The organism is Kitasatospora sp. NPDC028055 (assembly GCF_040637885.1).
GTDB lineage: Bacteria > Actinomycetota > Actinomycetes > Streptomycetales > Streptomycetaceae > Kitasatospora.
Genome location: NZ_JBEZXE010000006.1, coordinates 64,269 through 81,705, shown reverse-complemented (window position 1 = coordinate 81,705; position 17,437 = coordinate 64,269). Strand labels below are relative to the sequence as shown.

Below are 17,437 nucleotides of genomic sequence, written 5' to 3'. Positions count from 1 at the left end.
GCGTTTGGCAATCTGCCGGTGGGGGGGGGGGGGCGGGCACCCCGGGCCCCGCCACCGCGCCCAGAGCACTTGATCCCGGCTCAGACCGCGACCGGGCCGCCGACGGCCAGCGACCGCTCGGCGCCCGCCAGCACCTCCACCACCCGCAGGCCGAAGTCCGCCCCGCAGGGGTGCGCCTCGCCGGAGGCGGCGGAGGCCAGCAGGGCGTCCACCGCCCGGTGCAGGGCCACCGTCGGGCCCTCGCCGCGCTCGGGCAGCCGGGCCACCCCGTGCTCTCCGCGCAGCTCCATCGCGACGCCGCCGCCCGCGCGCGGGGCGGTCAGGCTCAGCGCCAGCGTGCTGGAGGCTCCGCCGGCGTGCCGGAGCACCAGGTGGACGGTGTCCAGCGGCCCGGCGACGGCCGTGACCTCGGTCGCGTCACCCAGCACCGGCAGCAGCACGGACAGCGCGTGCGGGCCGACGTCCCACAGCGCGCCCTTGTCCCGGCGCCAGGGCGAGGCCGCGTACGGGCTGGTGCTACCCGGGGCGAACACCGAGCCGAGCCAGTCCGAGCGGCCGGTGAACCAGCCGCCGAGCCCGGCCTGCCGCTCGATCCACGGGATCTGCTCGCCGCCGAAGCGGACGGTGAAGAACACCACCGAGGCGAGGCGGTGGGCACGCACCGCCTCGGCCACCGCCCGGGCGTCCGGCACCGTGAACGCGACCGGCTTGTCCAGCAGCAGGTGGCAGCCGGCCCCGGCGGCCCGGACCGCGAGTCCGGCCTGGACGGACGGCGGCAGGGCGATGGAGACGGCGTCCACCTCGGCCAGCAGCCGGTCCAGGTCGCCGTACCCGGGCACGCCGTGCGCGGCGCCCAGCGCCTCGGCGGCCTCCGGACGGCGGCCCCAGACGCCGGTGAACTCCAGCCCGGGATGCTCGGCGAGCACGGGTGCGTGCACCCGCTCCGCCCAGGTGCCGGTGCCCAGCAGTCCGATCCGCACGTTGTCTCCGTTCCTCGGTGTGCCGCGCGGGCCGGGCGTCCGGCTGCCGCAGCCGGGCGCGTTCCCGCAGGTCAGCCCCGAGCGTAGCGGCAGCTCGGCTGCGCCCGTGGCGGCGCGGGCGGCCCGGTGCGGGCGGCTCGGTGCGGGCGGCTCGGGTCAGTGCGGCCCGCTGCGGGCGGGGCCGGGCACAACGCGAAGGAGCCGACCCGCGGCCAGGCCGTGGGTCGGCTCCTTCGCGCCCGCCCCCGGTGGGCGGCCGTACGGTGTCACTCGGCGACGGGCGCCTTCGCCGACGCCGCGGCGGTGCCGGCCTCGGCGGCCTCAGCGGCCTTGGCCGCCTCCTCCGCCTCGATCCTGGCGTGGGTCTTGGCCGCACGGCGCTTCATCACCCAGGCCGAGATCGCCCCGATCACCACGGCGGCGGCGAGGCCCGCCCAGGAGAACCGGGACAGCCAGGGCTCGATGGCCTTGCCGACCTTGTAGACCAGCAGGGTCGTGCCGCCGGCCCAGATCACGCCGCCCAGCACGTTGGCGATCAGGAACTTCCAGTACGGCATCCGGAGGGCGCCCGCGAGCGGACCGGCGAAGATGCGCAGCAGGGCGATGAAGCGGCCGAAGAAGACCGCCCACATGCCCCACTTCTGGAAGGAGCGCTCGGCGGTGGCGAGGTGGGAGGGCCCGAAGTGCTTGGGGAACTTCCGCCCGAGCTTCTCGAACAGCGGCTTGCCGCCCTTGCGGCCGATCGAGTAGCCGATCGAGTCGCCGATGATCGCGCCCGCGATCGCGCAGATCGCGATCCCCCACGGGCTCACCACACCCTTGACCGACATCAGGGACGCCGTGACCAGCGCGATCTCGCCGGGCAGCGGGATGCCCAGCGACTCGATCCCGATGATCAGGCCGATCAGGGCGTACACCGCGGTCGGTGGGACGCTCTCGATCCAGGCGTCGATGTGCAAGGCCAGTACCTCCGTGGCAGGTCGGTCCGGGGTCGGCTCCCCGTGGAGCCGCACGCCCGTCCCGGCGGTTGTCCGATGGCGGCACCCTGGCCGCTCCCCCGGGGCGCAGCCTAACGTGCCGGGCGGCCCGTCCCCCTGGCCGATCACCCGTCGTTACGACGTACGCCCCGCCCCCCATAGTTCCAGGTCGACCGGCATTTCCTCAAGATTCGGTAAAACGCAGTGCGACGACCGACGGACGCTGCTTGATCACCCGCGCGAGCGGCAGCACGGCGCGCAGCAGGCCGCGCCCGCCCTCCGGGTACACCTCCCGCACGCTGGTGACCGCCGGGTGGGCCTGCGCCAGCTTGCCGAGCTCGTCGGCGTCCATGCCGAAGGGCATCGGCGGGGCCTGGTAGTGGCGGTCCCGCAGCTTCCCCGCCACGGCCCGGCGGGCGGCCCAGCGCGGCACCGCGTCCAGCACCAGCCCGCCGCCCGGGAAGCGCTCGGCGCAGGCGGCGATCAGCGCCCGGACCTCGTCCGGCCGCAGGTACATCAGCAGGCCCTCGGTGGTGATCAGCACGCCGCGGGCCGGGTCCGGGTCGACCTCGTCCATCCAGCGCGGGTCGGTGGCCGAGCAGGCGAGGATCCGGTGGCGTTCGTCCGGCGGCAGCAGCTGTTCGCGCAGCCGGGCGGTCTCGGGCAGGTCGACGGACAGCCAGCTCGCCCGGCCGTTGTCGACCCGCCAGGCCTGGGTCTCCAGCCCGTCGCCGAGGCCGACCACGGTGCCCCTCGGGCAACGGTCCAGGAAGTCCGCGACCTCCCGGTCGAAGCAGGCTGCCCGCAGTGCCTGCAGCTGGCTCACCAGCGGCGACTGCCCGAACCGGTCGGCGAACGGGAAGTCGATCCGCTCCACCAGCTCCACCGCCACCGGATCGTGCAGCACCGTGTCGGGCCGCCGGGCCTCCACCGCCCGGTGCCACAGCGTCCACAGCGCCGTCTCCGGCACCTTCCCCAACTCCGGCCGTTCCCCGCCACCGCTCAACGCTCGCTCCTTCGGACGTGCACCGTGCTCCGGCATGAACCCGCCGATTCTGACACCCGCCCCGCGCCGCCCCTTCCGGCGACGCGCCGCGACGCGGAGCGGGACGTCAGTGGCGGAACACTCCAAGATCGACTCGTGATCGTTGTGCCCGGTGACGGCCGCTGCCCGCCTCCGTCCTGTTCCAGACTGGCAGCGCGCGGCGGCCCGGCCAGGCGCCGCCTCCGACTTCCGGCCCACCCAAGGACTGCCATCTTGAGCGAGCGCGTTCTCACCCCCCGCAACCGGGGGTTCCTCTTCCTCGACTCCCACCCGGCGGGCTGCGCGCGGCTGGTGGCCGACCTGTGGCAGGACTGCCCGGACCCGGACCGACTCCCGGACGGCGAAGGGCCGGTGGCCCTGATCATCGGCTCGTCCGCCGGGTACGGTCTGGCGGCCACCGTCGCCGGGCTCAAGCGGGCCGGCATCCGCGGCATCCTGGTCTCCTTCGAGAAGGGCCCCACCGAGCGGCGCACGGCCACGGCCGGCTGGTACCGCACCGCCGCCACCGCCGAACTGGCCCGCGCCGCCGGGCGGGACGTGGTCCTCCTCAACGGCGACGCCTTCTCCGACGCGATGAAGGACCAGGTCGCCGAGCTGATCGAGCAGCGCTTCGGCGGCCGGCTCGACCACCTGGTCTACTCGGTGGCCGCGCCCCGGCGCACCGACCCCGACACCGGCGCCGGCTACGCCTCCGTCCTCAAGCCGATCGGCCGGGCCGACCGCACCAGGACCCTCGTCTTCGACGACCAGGGCCGCCCCGAGGTGCGCGAGGTCGAGACCGGACCGGCCGAGGGCGACGACATCGAGCAGACCGTGGCCGTGATGGGCGGGGCGGACTGGGAGCGCTGGATCGACCAGCTCTCCGCCCGGGGGCTCCTCGGCGAGGGCTTCACCACCGCCGCGCTCTCCTACATCGGCTCCCCGCTGACGGCGGCGATCTACCGGCAGGGCACCATCGGCGCGGCCAAGGCCCACCTGGAGGCCACCGCCCGCGCCCTGGACGAGCGGCTCGGCAAGGCGGTCGGCGGACGGGCCGTCACCTCCGTCAACGGCGCCGCCGTCACCCAGTCCTCCACCGCCGTCCCCGGCATCGCCCTCTACACCGGGCTGCTGCGCGGCGTCCTCGGCGCGGGCATGGTCCCGCCGGTGCACCAGCTCGCCACCCTGTGGGACCAGCTCACCGGCGCCGCCCCGCTCCTCCTGGACGACGAGGGCCGGGTCCGGCTGGACGGCTGGGAGCTCGCCGACGACGTCCAGGCGGCCGTCGCCGAACGCTGGGCGGCCGCCACCACCGACACCGTGGCCGAACTCGCCGACCTCGACTGGTTCCACGCCGAGGTCCAGCGCCTCTACGGCTTCGCCGTGCCGGGCGTCGACTACTCCGCGCCGGTGGCCACCGACGTCCCGTGGCCCGGCCCGGTGTCCTGACCCGGACCGGTGTCCTGAGCGCGGCCGGCTGTCCTGACCCGGCCGGGCGTCCTGACCCGGCCGGGCTCAGCCCACGCTGAACGCGCCGTCCGGCGGGGGCGGCGAGTCGGTGGCCTCGGCGTCGGTGACCGGGGCCGTCCGGCCGACCAGGGCGGCCAGCTCCGCGCCGTCGGTGAGCCGGGCCGGGAAGATGTCGCCCGCCAGCAGCCGGGTCAGCTCCGCCACCGGCAGCGGCGCGGTGGAACCGGCCAGCATGATGTTGCCGTACCGGCGCCCGCGCAGCACCGGGGCCTCCGCCACCAGGCAGACGTACGGGAACACCGCCCGCACCGTGGCCGCCTGGGCCTTGGCGAAGGCCAGCGGCGGGCCGTCCGCCAGGTTGGCCGCGTAGCAGCCGCCCGGGCGCAGCGCCGCCGCGGCCAGCCGCAGGAACTCCACCGAGGTGAGGTGCGCCGGGGTGCGGGAGCCGTGGAAGACGTCCGCGATCAGCAGGTCCTGCGAGTCGGCGGGGGTGGCCGCCAGGGCCGCCCGGGCGTCGCCGACCGTCGCGGTGACGTCCGCGCCGGGGCCCTGCCAGGGCAGGTGCTCGGCGACCAGCTCCAGCAGCGGCCCGTCCACCTCCACCACCCGCTGCCGCGAACCGGGGCGGGTGGCGGCCAGGTAGCGCGGCATGGTGAGCGCGCCGCCGCCCAGGTGCAGCACGTCCAGCGGCCGACCGGCGGGCGCCAGGGCGTCGGCGAGGTGGCCGAGTCGACGGGTGTACTCGAACTCCAGGTGGGTCGGGTCGGCGAGGTCGACGTACGACTGCGGGGTGCCGTCCAGGGTGAGCAGCCAGCCGCCGTCCCGGTCGATGTCCGGCATGAGCTTGGCGAAGCCCAGGTCGGTGGCCCGCCCGACCGGCACCGGCTCGTCCGCCTCCACCGGCTCGTCCGCCCGCCCGTCCGCGCGCCCGTCCACCGGCCCGTCCGTCACTCGGGCTCCCCCACCGGGCGCACGTCCAGGTAGGCCGCCAGCCAGCGGTCCAGCTCGGCGAACACCTCGGTCCGGGCCTGCTCGCCGGACAGCACCAGGTCGTGCATGCCGCCCTCGATCCGCACCACGGTGACGTGCCGGCCCAGCCTCGGCCCCTGCGCGGCGATGTCGTCGGCGCGCAGCACCCCGTCGGCGTGGTGCAGGGCGTTGTGCCACTTGGTGGTGGAGACCGACCGGGTGGAGGCCATCAGCAGCACCGGCACGTCGATCCCCAGCCCGCGCCGCAGCTGCCGGTGCCCCTGGTGGATCGCGGCCAGCCAGCCCGCGTACAGCGGGAAGCCCTCGGCCGGCTTGAGGGCGAGGTCGAAGTCCCACTCGCCCTTGTGGTCCTTGTGCAGGCTGTGGGTGTAGTGCGGGTTCAGTGAGGACGGCAGGATCCGGGTCGGCTTCATCCGCCCGAGCGCCGTCACCACCGGCCCGCCCGCGGTCCGCACGGCCGCCCCGGCGGGCATCGACAGGAACGGGCTGTTCAGGAACAGCCCGTCCACCACCCCGCGCCCGGCCCGGCGGCCCGCCCACAGGGCCCCCACCAGCCCGCCGGTGGAGTGCCCGTTCAGCAGCAGCTGCCGGTGCCCGTCCACCTCCCGGATGATCCGCACCGCCTCGTCGATCTCCTCGTCGTACTCGGCGAGGTCGCGGACGAAGTTCGGCGACTGGTGCGGCCGCAGCGAGCGCCCGTACTTGCGCAGGTCCAGGGCGTAGAAGGAGAACCCGAGCGCGGTGTAGTGGTCCGCCAGGTTGGTCTGGAAGAAGTAGTCGTTGTACCCGTGGACGTACAGCACCGCCCGCTCCGCGCCCGGCACCAGCCGCCGCACCAGCGTCGCGCAGACCGCGCCCTCGTCATCGGGCCGCAGCGTCAGCTCGGCCGCCTCGTAGGGGGCACCCAGGATGTCTTCCCGAAACTCCATCTGCCGCCGCACCCGTCCCTCTGCTCCGCCCGCCCTTCCGGCAGGTCACCACCCGTTCCGCCCCCGACCATACCGGCCGGTAGCCCAGGCCCGCGCGGCAGCCGCCCCGACGTGCTCCGGGGCGGACGGCGCCAGGCCGGTGTGCCGATGGTGGGCGGTGCCCCGGATGTCGCCCCCGCGGCTGCGGTCGTGCACCGCGCAAGGGCAGCCGTCCGCGCTTCCCGGCCGCTTCGCGTGCGCCTGCTGTGCGCCGGTGCTCGTGTGGAACGCTTCCCGGACGGACACGGCGAGTTGGGGAGTCTGCATGCAGCACGGGCACATCGATCCGTCGCTCTACCGTTCGGCGGCCGAGGCGATCGCGGCGCCGCCGGAGAAGTTGGCGTACGTGGCCGGGTTCGACCGGGCGGGCCGGCAGCCGGACGCCCTGCTCACGGTGGACACCGACCCGGCCTCGGCGAGCTACGGGACGGTGCTCAACTTCTCCGAACTGCCGACGCTGGGCGACGAGTTGCACCACTTCGGCTGGAACGCCTGCTCCAGCGCGCTGGCGCACGCCTGCCACGAGAACCCGGAACGGCGGTTCCTGCTCCTCCCCGGGCTGCGGTCGTCGCGGCTGCACGTGATGGACACCCGGCCGGACCCGGTGCGGCCGCGTCTGGTCAAGACGGTCGAGGCCAAGGAGCTTGCCGCCAGGGCGGGTTACTCGCGTCCGCACACCCTGCACTGCGGCCCGGAAGGCGTCTTCCTGTCCTGCCTGGGCGCGGGTGACGGCGGGGACGGGCCCGGCGGGGTGGCGCTGCTGGACCACACCACCTTCGAGGTGCTGCGCCCGTGGGAGACGGAGCGCGGACCGCAGCACTTCGCGTACGACGTCTGGTGGCACCTGGGCACGGGCGTGGGAGTGACCAGCGAGTGGGGCACCCCGTGGATGGTCGAGGACGGGGTGCTGCCCGAGCAGTTGCTCGCCCGCAAGTACGGGCACGCGCTGCACTTCTGGGAGCTGGGCACCGGTCGGCACCTCCAGCGGGTCGACCTGGGCGACCAGTACCAGATGGTGCTGGAACTGCGCCCCGCGCACGACCCGCAGACGGAGTGGGGCTTCGCCGGGGTGGTGGTGAACGTGGCGGACCTCTCCTCCTCGGTCTGGCTCTGGTACCGGGAGGGCCCGGCGTTCACCGCCCGCAAGGTGATCGAGATCCCGGCCGAGCCCGCCCGGGCGGAGGAACTCCCGTCCGTACTACGGCCGTTCGGGGCCGTGCCGCCGCTGGTGACCGACCTCAACCTGTCGGTGGACGACCGCTGGCTGTACGTGTCGGCCTGGGGCACCGGCGAGCTGTTCCAGTACGACGTGTCGGACCCGTTCCACCCCCGGCTCACCTCCTCCGTCCGCCTCGGCGGCGTCGCCGCCCGCACTCCGCACCCGGCCGAACCGGGGCGGCCGCTGAGCGGGGCGCCGCAGATGGTGGAGATCAGCCGGGACGGGCGGCGGCTCTACCTCACCAACTCGCTCTACGGCGCCTGGGACGACCAGTTCTACCCGGACGGCATCGAACCGTGGATGGTCAAGCTGGACGCCGACCCGGAGGCCGGCGGCCTGAGCGTCGACGAGCGGTTCTTCCCGCACGGCGCCGACTTCCGCGGCCTGCGCGTCCACCAGACCCACCTGGCGGGCGGGGACGCCTCCTCGGACTCGTACTGCTACCGGTGAGTCCCAACGCTCGGCGGTCCACCGGTGGACCGCCCCGTCGAACCGGACCCGCTCCAACGGGAGCCCCGCCGCGAGGAGTTCGGAGCGCACCGCGGCGGTCATCCCGGCCGGGCCGCTGACGCAGGCGAGGTGCTCGCGGCGCCCGGCCCGGGCAGGGCGGAGCGCCCCGCGCACCCGGTGCTCTCCCACCACCGGTGCGCGGGGCGCCGCGGGTGACCCCCGGCGGACCCGTGCCCTCGGGCCGCAGCCCGGATACCGCAGCCCACGGGCCGCAACCCCCAGGCAGCAGCCCCCGGCCCGCACCCCGCAGGCCATGCGCCGCTGCCCGGAGGCCGCCGTCCTCAGACCCCGGCCGCCCCTGCTCCGGCCCCGGCCCCGGCCCCCGCCCGGCGCGCGGCGCGCCGGTCCTCCCGCCGCTGCCTCCCACGGCGCAGCGGCTGGTCGGGCACCCACCCGAAGGTCAGACAGGCGCCCACGACCCCGAGCAGCATCCCGATCAGGAAGCCGCCCAGGTTGGAGGTCACCCAGCTGCCCAGCGAGGCGAGCGCGGCGAGGATCGAGTAGAACAGCCGCTGGGTCGGGTTGAACAGGATCAGCAGGCCGCACAGCAGCATCACCGACGGCACCAGGTACCCGGCCAGGCCCACCAGTGAGATGTGCAGCAGGACGGGTAGCGGGGCCCACAGGGTGAACAGGATCTCGGCGCCGCCCAGGGTCACCAGCAGCCCGCCCCAGAACGGCCGGTTACCCCGCCAGTCGCGCCTGACCGGGCCCGCGGGGCTCGCGGGCGCAGCGGTCGCGGCGGCGGCTCCGGCGGGAGCGACGGCCCCTGCGGGAGCTGCGGCGGGGCCGGCGACGGGGGCGGCGGTCGCGGGGGTGGCGGCGGCCGTCCCCGCGGCCACCTCCTCCTCGGTCCGCTCGGCGGCGCCCTCGCCGGTCGCGGCCGGCTCCGGTACGGACTCCGTCATGGTCAGCAGCCCTTGGAGCTGAAGCTCAGCCGGAGGTTGGGCAGCTTGAACCCGACGGCGGTGCTCGCGTAGTTGTGCTGGTTGAGGTTGGACAGCGTGACGTGGTCGGCCTGCTGGCCGAAGACGCCCGGCTGGCCCTTCCCGACCGGGCCGGCCTTGGTGTAGGTGCTGGCGTCGCCGCCGATCTCGATGTTCTTGAACTCCGCGTCGCCGGACAGCAGATCGGAGTCGGTGGTGAGGTCGGAGGCGGACACCGGGGTGCCCTTGTCGCCCGCGTGGATCACCAGGTTGACGCCACCGAGGTCGACGCTCTGGCACAGGTTGGTGATCTGGGCGGTCTTGATCGCCGACACCGCGACCAGGACCTGCCCACCGGTGCTGCCGGCGTTGGGGCTGTCCGGGATCATCGAGTCCAGCGAGCCGAACTGGGCGAAGCCCTCGCCGTCGAGCTTGTCGGCGGTGATGGTGAACGGCATGCCGGAGATGGAGAACTGCGCGGCGAGCACGCCCTGGGCGGTGAGGGTCATCAGGATGCCCCCGACCGCGACGGCCGGTACGGCCATCAGGGCGGAGCGCTTCATGCGGACCCGTCCCCTTCTCCTCCCGGTCGGCGTCTGCGGGGTCTCCGCCGCGGCGGCGGCTTCCTCGGACATGGCCATGTGTGCTCCCTGTGGGTGGAATGGGTGTGCAGGCAGCTGGCACGTTGTCCTGGCGCGGACAGCGTTCCGCGCCCCGAGCGGGGCCGTCCGCCCCTCGGCAGCGGGGCGGGTCCGTTCGGAGCGCGGTGAGTAACTGGGAAGCTACTGCCCGGTATTCGCCGGGTCAATACGGGTGCACGAAGGATCTTCACCAATCCTCCGGGCCGGGCCCTCCAGCCGGTCGGCCGCTTCGTCCGGCCCGAGGAACGGCGCGAGGCAGAACATGCTCAACACCGGTAGCAGATCCGGCAGTTCATCGGTACGGCCGGAGGAGATCCGCCGGTAGACCGCGCTGTAGACGCCGCCCACCACGGCATCGACCATCTCCTGCACCCTTACCCCGCCCGGGAGTTGTGGCACCTCGGCGAAGAACGCCCGGAACCGGCTGAGCAGTTGTTCCCGCTCACGACGACCGGCCGGGCCGACCGCCTCGATCTCGATCACCGCCATGACCGCGAAGGACGGTGTCCCGGCGAGGAGTTGGAGCATCGCGCCGAGCGCCTGCCGGATCCCGGAGCACCAGTCGGATTCGGCCGCGAAGGCCGCCGCCATCCGCCGGATCACCACCCCGGTGCCGTACCGGTGCGCGGCCAGGAAGGCGTCCTCCTTGCCGCTGAACAGCTCGTAGAAGACCGGCCTGGTCACGCCCGCCGCGCGGCAGATGTCGCTCACCGTCGCGTGCTGGTAGCCGCGTTCGGCCACCGTCCGGACCAGGCCGTCCAGCAGCCGTTCGCGCTGGGTCGCGGCGACCACCCCGGCGGGCTGCCGGCGCGGCCCCGGTTTGATCGACCTGGCCGGATCCCGGCCGGTCCGGGCACCCGGCAGCAGGATCAGGTCGGCACTCCGGAGGTGTTTGGGATCCATCACCAACTCCTGTGTCCTGTATTGACATTGACGTAACGCCGGGTTTACAACACTGCCAGGTTTCCAATCGGTCGGCGCGCAGGCCGCGACCGGTCGGATCCAGGGGCTCCGACGGCCCCGGGCGAGCCGCCCGGACCGCCGGACCAGGGCGGGAGCCGGGCCCGCGGCGGTGGCAGCCGCCGACGTGCACCCCGCGAGACCGCACGTCCGCACGGCCCCGCGCCGTGCCGCCGTACCCGGACCGCCCCACCACGGAGCCACCGCACCAGCGTCGCAGCGCCGCACCAGTACCTCTGCACCTGTACCGCTGCACCAGTACCTCTGCTACCGCTGCACCGGTACCGCTGCACCGCTGCACGAACACCGTCGTACCCCAGGAGCGGGCCCGTGGCGCCGGGCCCGCCCGCACCCGTGGTCCGACAGGGCTCCCGGTACGCCATGCACCTCCCCCGTCGTGCACACCACCACACCCGCACGCCGGGATTCCCCCACCCGTCTCCGGACGGAGAGAGGCACCCTCATGCGCATCCGTCGCACGCTCGCAGCCGCATCCCTCGCCGCCTTCGCCCTCACCGGTGCTGCCGTAGCACCGGCCCAGGCCGCCTCCCCCGCCGTCCTCACCCAGGGCAGCGCCGGCGGCCCGGCCATCGCCGTCGGCGACACCCTGGTCGCCAACCTGGCGCCCGGCACCGCCGCGACCTTCACCAACGGCGCGGGCAGCACCAGCGGGGTGAGCTGTGCCAGCTCCTCGTTCTCCGCGACCGTGACGTCCAACCCGACCGCGCCCGGCAGCGCGACCGAGCAGCTCAACAGCCAGTCCTTCGGCTCCTGCACCTCCAACGTCATCGGCGTCCGGAGCGTGAAGAGCGTCACGGCCACCAGCCTGCCGTACACCAACACCGTCACCTCGGGCGGCGGCGCCTCGCTCAACGGCACCAGCGCCGGCCCGGTGGGCATCACCGTGGTCCTCAACACCCTGCTGGGCACCGTCAACTGCGTCTACCAGAGCCCCAGCGGCATCACCGGCTCCACCTCGAACAGCGGCAACAGCATCAGCTTCTCCAACCAGGCCGCCAACCTGGTCTCCGGCCCCGGTCTGTGCTTCTCGACCGGCTACTTCAGCGCCACCTACGGCCCGGTCACCGACAGCTCGGTCGCCGGCAGCCCCGCCCTCTACGTCAACTGACGCCCCGGGCAAACGGATCCAGCCGAGCGGCGTACGGCGGGCAGCCGCCCCCGTACGCCGCTCCACCGACCCCCGGTCACCCCCCGGACAACCCCCGGACAACCCCCGGGACAAGCAAGTGACCGGCCGGTAAGGTGGCGCTGCGCGGGCCCCGACGGGACGGGCGCGGCGGACCGGAACGGGGCGGGTCGGATGACCAACGGCAGCAGCGACGGCAACACCACCGGCACGGGCTTCTTCACCTCGGTCGCGGACACCGCCGAGCGGCTCGCCGCGACCGGCTACCTCGCCTCCACCGCCGTGGCCACCACCGTCTTCCTGGCCGACCGGCTCGGCAAGCCGCTGCTGGTCGAGGGCCCCGCCGGAGTCGGCAAGACCGAACTCGCCAAGGCCGTCGCCGAACTGGGCGCGGCCCGACTGGTACGGCTGCAGTGCTACGAGGGCATCGACGAGGCCCGCGCGCTCTACGAGTGGAACCACGCCAAGCAGCTGCTGCGGATCACCGCCGGCCGCGACGAGGGCTGGGAGGAGGCCCGCGGCGACATCTTCGGCGAGGAGTTCCTGCTCACCCGCCCGCTGCTCACCGCCATCCGCGGCGAGGAGCCCACCGTCCTGCTGATCGACGAGATGGACAAGGCCGACGTCGAGGTGGAGGCACTGCTGCTGGAGGTGCTCAGCGACTTCCAGGTGACCGTCCCCGAACTCGGCACCATCACCGCGACCCGCCGCCCCTTCGTCCTGCTCACCTCCAACGCCACCCGCGAGCTCTCCGAGGCGCTGCGCCGCCGCTGTCTGTTCCTCCACCTCGACTACCCGGACGCCGAGTTGGAGCGCCGGATCGTCCGGCTCAAGGTCCCTGGGCTGGACGCGACGCTGGCCGAGTCGCTGGTCCGGGTGGTCGGCGCGCTGCGCGCGATGGACCTGCGCAAGGCCCCCTCGGTCGCCGAGACCATCGACTGGGCCCGCACCCTGCTGGCGCTCGGCGCGGACACCCTGGACGACGCGGTCGTCCGGGACACCCTCGGGGTGATCCTCAAGCACCAGGACGACGTCCGCAAGGCCACCCGGAAGCTCACCCTCGCGTGACCGCCCCGGGGGCCACCGACACCGCCGCCCGGCTGACCGGCCTGGTCCGCGCCCTGCGCGGGCACGGCCTGCGGATCGGCCCGGCCGAGACCGTGGACGCCGCCGCCGTGCTCGACGTGCTCGGCTTCGCCGACCGGGAGCAGCTGCGGGCCGGACTGGCCGCCGCCCTGCTGCGCTCGGACGGCCAACGGGCGGTCTTCGACGCCGTCTTCGACCTGTTCTTCCCGCTCGGTGTCGGCACCCCCGAGGCCCTGCGCGGCACCGAACCCACGGCCGAAGCCGCAGCCGGATCCACGCCGGAGGCCCCGGAGCCGCCGCGCTTCGGCCGCCCCGACCCGCTCCGCGACCGCTTGCGCGAGCGCCTCGCCGCCGCCCTGGCCGCCGACGACCGGGCCGCCCAGGCCCGGCTGGCCGGCGAGGTCATCGAGGCCTTCGGCCGGTACGGCACCGGCAGCACGCCCGGCTCGGACGGCTGGTCCGCCCACCAGGCGCTCGGCCGGCTGGCCCCCGAGACCCTGCTCGCCCGGATCCTCGCCGGCCTGCGGGACCAGGGCCCGGACGACCGCTCCGACCGCTCCGACCGTTCCGACCGCGACCTCGCCGACCGCGTCCTTGCCGACGAGATCCGCCGCCGGATCCGGGACTTCCGCGCCCTGGTCTCCGCCGAGGCCCGCCGCCGGGTCGCCGAACTGCGCGGCGCCGAACGGATCGCGGAGCGCGCCGTCGCCCCCACCGTCGACCGGATCGACTTCCTGGCCGCCGGCCGCGACCAGCTCGCCGAACTGCGCCGCACCGTCCACCCGTTGGCCCGCAAGCTGGCCACCCGGCTGGCCGCCCGGCGCCGCCGCGCCGCCCGCGGGCGGATCGACCTGCGCCGCACCCTGCGCCGCTCGCTCGGCACCGGCGGGGTGCCGCTGCGCCCGGCGTACCGGCTGCGCCGCCCGGCCCGGCCGGAGCTGGTGCTGCTGTGCGACGTCTCCGGCTCGGTGGCCGGCTTCGCCGACTTCACCATGCTGCTGGTGCAGGCGATGGGCGAACAGTTCAGCAAGGTCCGGGTGTTCGCCTTCGTCAACCGCACCGCCGAGGTCACCGACCTGCTGCGGCGGGGCGAGGGCGACCCGGCCCGGCTGGCCGCCCGCATCCTCGCCGAGGCCGGGGTGATGGGCTACCACGGCAACAGCGACTACGGCTCCGCCCTGGGCGAGTTCGCCGACCACCACCTGGCCGCCGTCGGCCCCCGCACCTGCGTGCTCGTCCTCGGCGACGCCCGCAACAACTACCGCGACCCCAACCCGGAGGCGCTGCGCCGGATCGCCACCCGCGCCCGCCGGGTCATCTGGCTCAACCCCGAACGCCCCGACCTCTGGACCACCGGCGACTCCGCCGCCCCGGCGTACGCCGACATGGTGGAGATGCACTCCTGCCGCAACGCCCGCCGCCTCGGCGAACTGATCGCCCGCCTGCTACCCGTCTAGCGCACAGAACCCGAGGCCGCCCGCCCGCGCGCTGGGGGGCAGCGGCGGGCCGGTGGCCTCGGGTGGTCAGGCGGGTACCCGGCGTCAGCGGGTGGTGGGGATGAGGGTGGCGCAGAGCTCGCTCTGCGTCACGTTGCCCGACTTGGCGAGGTAGTCGAAGTACAGGCGGTCACCGGTCCTCGGGCCGACGATGCCGTCCGGCTGGAGGCTGCGGTTGGCCTGGAAGTCGGTCAGCGCCGTGTAGGTGGCCGTGCCGTACTTCCCGTCGACGTCGATGTTGTAGCCGGCGTCCCGCAGACCCATCTGCACGCAGGCGACGGCGTCGCCGCGCTGGCTGGGCTTGATGTACGGAACGCCCGGGTCGGCGTGCGCGACGCCGCCGAAGACGGAGACGGCGAGGAAGGCCGCGCCGGCGGTAACGGCGCCGCGCTTGAACAGGTTGCTGATCACAGAAAGTCCCCCTGTGGAGTTTCGTATCGGCCGGGCCACCGTGGCAGGGGGACCGCACGCCTCCTGGGCGTCGGTCCCCGCTTCCGGCCACGGATCATGCTCGACGGCGCGTCACCCGTCCCACCAGGGGCACGGTGTCCCTGGGACGTCCCGTCCTGCGGCGGCCCCGAATCCCGGCCCCGTCCCGCGACCGCCCGGGATCACCCGACGTGCAGCTGGTCCGGGGCCGGCCGCGGGGCGGCGACCGGCGGGCGGTCGGCAGCGGCCGGGGCGGGCCGCAGCGGCCACCAGAGGGCACGGCCGAGCAGGGCCGCCAGCGCCGGGACGGTGACCAGCGAGAGCACCAGCGCGGAGAGCAGGATGCCCAGGGTCAGCGAGAAGGCGACCTGCTCGCTGCCCGGGGTGGTGGCCAGGGTCGCGAAGGAGCCCGCCAGGACCAGGCCCGCGGTGGCGACGGCCGGGGTGGTGTGCCGGACGGCGCGGGCCACCGCGGCCCGGGCCGAACCGGGCCCGTGCATCTCCTCGCGGATCCGGTCGGTGATCAGGATGTTGTAGTCGGTGCCGAGGGCGACCACGAACAGGAACAGCACCAGCGGGAGGGTGAAGGAGACGCCGGGCCGGTCCAGGCCGTGCTGGAACAGCAGGGTGGCGGCGCCGAGGGTGGCGGCGAACCCGAGCCCGACCGAGAGCAGCAGGGCGACGGGGGCGAGCAGGCTGCGCAGGAGCAGCAGCAGGATCAGCGCGATCAGGGCGGCCGCGACCGGGAAGACCACGCGCAGGTCGCGGTCGACGGCGGTGGCGATGTCGGCGAAGATCGCCGCGGTGCCGCCGACGTGGGCCTCGGTGCCGGCCGGGGTGTGTGCGGCGACCGCGGCGCGGACCGGGCCGGAGGCCAGGTCTCGGGCCCGCTGGCTCTGCGGGTCGGCGTTCAGGAAGAGGTCGATCCGGGCGGCGCGGTGGTTGTCGGCGAGGACGGTCCGGCCGACCTGGCCGACGCCCTCGACCCCGGTCAGGGCACGGGCGAGGCCGTCGAAGCGGCCGGCGTCCAGGGTGCCGCCGTCCTTGGCGGCCAGGTAGACGGTGGTCGGGTCGGAGACGCCGGCCGGCAGGGCGCGGGAGATCTCCGCCGCGGTGGCCGCGGCCGCGGTGGTGGTGTCGTCGGCCTGGCTGTAGTCCATCTTGAGCCCCACCGTGCCGGCGGCCAGCGTGCCGAGCAGGACGACCGAGCCGAGCAGCAGCGCCAGCGGCCGGCGGGCGACGAGTTCGCCGAGGCGGGCCGCGAGGCCGGGGCGCGGCACCCGCCGCAGGCTGCGGGAGGGCCAGAACATCTTGCGGCCGCAGGCGGCGAGCAGCGCGGGCATCAGGGTGAGGCTGCCCAGCAGCATCACCAGCACGGCGACGGCGATGGCCGGGCCGAGCGAGCGGAACTGGCCGAAGCTCGCCACGCCCAGGGTGGCGAAGGCCGCGACGATGGTCAGCGCGGCCGAGGTGATCGCGGTGCCGACCCGGCCGGACACCTCGGCGGCGGCCTGCCGGGCGGGCTGCTCCGGCCGGGCGCGCAGCTGCTCGCGGAACCGGAAGAGCAGGAACAGCAGGTAGTCGACGCCGATGCCGAGCAGCACCACGGAGATCAGGCCCGGGGTGGAGGCGTCCAGCTTGAGGCCGGTGAGGGCGGCCGCACCGGCGACGGCGCCGGTGGCCGCCCCGCCGATCACGGCGACCGCGAGCAGCGGCAGCACGGCGGCCAGCACGCTGCGGAACACCAGCACGTTGAGCAGCACGATCAGCCCGGTGAGCAGGGCGCTGCCGACGGTCGCGGCGGTGCGGTTGGCCTCGGTGGTGTCGGAGAGCTGGGCCAGGCCGCCGGTGTAGCCGGTGCGCATGCCGATCCCGTCGAACTGGGCGCGGGCCTGGTCCCGGAAGGCCCGGAAGACGCCCTGGACGCCCTCGTCGGAGGCGTTGCCGGTCAGTTCGACGGTGAGCAGTTCGAAGGTCCGGTCGGGCGCCACCGTGGCGGGGGCGACCCGGGGCGTCTGGGAGTGGTCGGTGACCAGGGCCGCCGGCTCGTCCTCCTTCCGGGGCATGGTGACCCGGCGCTCCGCCAGCTTGGCGGCCCCGGCCTCGACGTTGCGCTGGTCGTCGGCGGTGAGGACCTTGCCGTCGGTCCGGGCGACCAGCACGGTGACGGTGGTGGCGTCGGGCTTGACCCCGAAGTCCCGCTCGGCGATCCGCAGTGCGGCGGCCGAGTCGTAGCTGCGCGGCAGGAACTCCCCGCTCTGGGACTGGGTCACCCGGCCCATCAGTATCGGGCTCAGGACGGCGAGCCCCATGCCCACCACCGCCCACAGGGCGATGACCTTCCAGGCGTGTCGTGCGGAGAATCCGGTCAGTGCGCGGATCACTGTTCCTCCGGTCGGTGGACGCGAACGTCGGCCTCGGCGCCGGGGGTTCCCGGCCTGTTCCAAGACCATCAGCCGCGGGGGTGCCGGGGCGTCCGGGCAGCGGAGGATCCGCCCGGGGGCCCGCGCTCCCCCCGCCCGGGCCGGGACCGGGACCGTGCTCCTGGTCCGGTCCCCTGCTCCTCCGCCCGGAGGAGCACGACCGGACCGGCCGACCGGTGCCAGAATGGGGC

The 17,437-nt window shown here is 74.7% G+C and carries 15 protein-coding genes; 5 read left to right on the top strand and 10 right to left on the bottom strand.

What is annotated here, in order from left to right; translation table 11 throughout:
* Window positions 1–80: 80 nt before the first annotated feature.
* The 3 genes from AB0F71_RS10050 to AB0F71_RS10040 all read right to left on the bottom strand — a co-directional run bounded on the left by AB0F71_RS10050 (window position 81) and on the right by AB0F71_RS10040 (window position 2,963).
* Window positions 81–980, bottom strand: coding sequence for a Gfo/Idh/MocA family oxidoreductase (locus tag AB0F71_RS10050; RefSeq protein ID WP_360230524.1), 900 nt, complete (start codon window positions 978–980; stop codon window positions 81–83).
* A gap of 266 nt (window positions 981–1,246) precedes the next feature.
* Window positions 1,247–1,939, bottom strand: a complete 693-nt coding sequence (locus AB0F71_RS10045) for a DedA family protein (RefSeq protein WP_360230522.1) — start codon at window positions 1,937–1,939, stop codon at window positions 1,247–1,249.
* Window positions 1,940–2,141: 202 nt separating this feature from the next.
* Entirely contained in the window at window positions 2,142–2,963 is an 822-nt protein-coding gene (locus tag AB0F71_RS10040) for a class I SAM-dependent methyltransferase (RefSeq protein WP_360230520.1), read from the bottom strand.
* A gap of 252 nt (window positions 2,964–3,215) precedes the next feature.
* Here AB0F71_RS10040 and fabV point away from each other — a divergent pair, with 252 nt between their 5' ends.
* On the top strand, window positions 3,216–4,430 hold the full coding sequence (gene fabV / locus AB0F71_RS10035; RefSeq protein ID WP_360230518.1) for an enoyl-[acyl-carrier-protein] reductase FabV: 1,215 nt from the start codon (window positions 3,216–3,218) through the stop codon (window positions 4,428–4,430).
* Between the two features lie 66 nt (window positions 4,431–4,496).
* On the opposite strand, the gene AB0F71_RS10030 is transcribed toward fabV, so the two are convergent.
* Both AB0F71_RS10030 and AB0F71_RS10025 read right to left on the bottom strand, forming a co-directional pair.
* On the bottom strand, window positions 4,497–5,291 hold the full coding sequence (locus tag AB0F71_RS10030; protein ID WP_360230825.1) for a fused MFS/spermidine synthase: 795 nt from the start codon (window positions 5,289–5,291) through the stop codon (window positions 4,497–4,499).
* A 107-nt stretch (window positions 5,292–5,398) separates the two neighbouring features.
* Entirely contained in the window at window positions 5,399–6,370 is a 972-nt protein-coding gene (locus AB0F71_RS10025) for an alpha/beta hydrolase (RefSeq protein WP_360230516.1), read from the bottom strand.
* A 304-nt stretch (window positions 6,371–6,674) separates the two neighbouring features.
* Here AB0F71_RS10025 and AB0F71_RS10020 point away from each other — a divergent pair, with 304 nt between their 5' ends.
* Complete coding sequence (locus AB0F71_RS10020) at window positions 6,675–8,078, top strand: selenium-binding protein SBP56-related protein (protein WP_360230514.1); 1,404 nt, start codon at window positions 6,675–6,677, stop codon at window positions 8,076–8,078.
* A 341-nt stretch (window positions 8,079–8,419) separates the two neighbouring features.
* Here AB0F71_RS10020 and AB0F71_RS10015 read toward each other — a convergent pair whose 3' ends face one another.
* The 3 genes from AB0F71_RS10015 to AB0F71_RS10005 all read right to left on the bottom strand — a co-directional run bounded on the left by AB0F71_RS10015 (window position 8,420) and on the right by AB0F71_RS10005 (window position 10,608).
* Window positions 8,420–9,046, bottom strand: a complete 627-nt coding sequence (locus AB0F71_RS10015; protein ID WP_360230512.1) for a DUF6114 domain-containing protein — start codon at window positions 9,044–9,046, stop codon at window positions 8,420–8,422.
* A 2-nt stretch (window positions 9,047–9,048) separates the two neighbouring features.
* Window positions 9,049–9,705 carry a DUF6230 family protein gene (locus tag AB0F71_RS10010; RefSeq protein ID WP_360230510.1) on the bottom strand — a complete coding sequence of 219 codons (657 nt, stop codon included), beginning with the start codon at window positions 9,703–9,705 and terminating at the stop codon, window positions 9,049–9,051.
* Between the two features lie 141 nt (window positions 9,706–9,846).
* Window positions 9,847–10,608 carry a TetR/AcrR family transcriptional regulator gene (locus AB0F71_RS10005; RefSeq protein ID WP_360230508.1) on the bottom strand — a complete coding sequence of 254 codons (762 nt, stop codon included), beginning with the start codon at window positions 10,606–10,608 and terminating at the stop codon, window positions 9,847–9,849.
* A gap of 520 nt (window positions 10,609–11,128) precedes the next feature.
* Here AB0F71_RS10005 and AB0F71_RS10000 point away from each other — a divergent pair.
* From AB0F71_RS10000 to AB0F71_RS09990, 3 genes are all read left to right on the top strand, one after another.
* Window positions 11,129–11,794, top strand: coding sequence for a Tat pathway signal sequence domain protein (locus tag AB0F71_RS10000; protein ID WP_360230506.1), 666 nt, complete (start codon window positions 11,129–11,131; stop codon window positions 11,792–11,794).
* A 192-nt stretch (window positions 11,795–11,986) separates the two neighbouring features.
* Window positions 11,987–12,880 (top strand): MoxR family ATPase, encoded by an 894-nt coding sequence (locus AB0F71_RS09995; RefSeq protein ID WP_360230504.1) that lies wholly within the window; start codon window positions 11,987–11,989, stop codon window positions 12,878–12,880.
* Window positions 12,877–14,355, top strand: coding sequence for a VWA domain-containing protein (locus tag AB0F71_RS09990; RefSeq protein ID WP_360230502.1), 1,479 nt, complete (start codon window positions 12,877–12,879; stop codon window positions 14,353–14,355). Before AB0F71_RS09995 ends, AB0F71_RS09990 begins: the two co-directional genes overlap by 4 nt.
* 84 nt (window positions 14,356–14,439) lie before the next feature.
* Here AB0F71_RS09990 and AB0F71_RS09985 read toward each other — a convergent pair whose 3' ends face one another.
* Both AB0F71_RS09985 and AB0F71_RS09980 read right to left on the bottom strand, forming a co-directional pair.
* Window positions 14,440–14,805 carry a peptidoglycan-binding domain-containing protein gene (locus AB0F71_RS09985; protein WP_360230500.1) on the bottom strand — a complete coding sequence of 122 codons (366 nt, stop codon included), beginning with the start codon at window positions 14,803–14,805 and terminating at the stop codon, window positions 14,440–14,442.
* A gap of 200 nt (window positions 14,806–15,005) precedes the next feature.
* Entirely contained in the window at window positions 15,006–17,207 is a 2,202-nt protein-coding gene (locus AB0F71_RS09980; RefSeq protein WP_360230498.1) for an MMPL family transporter, read from the bottom strand.
* Between the last annotated feature and the right edge of the window lie 230 nt (window positions 17,208–17,437).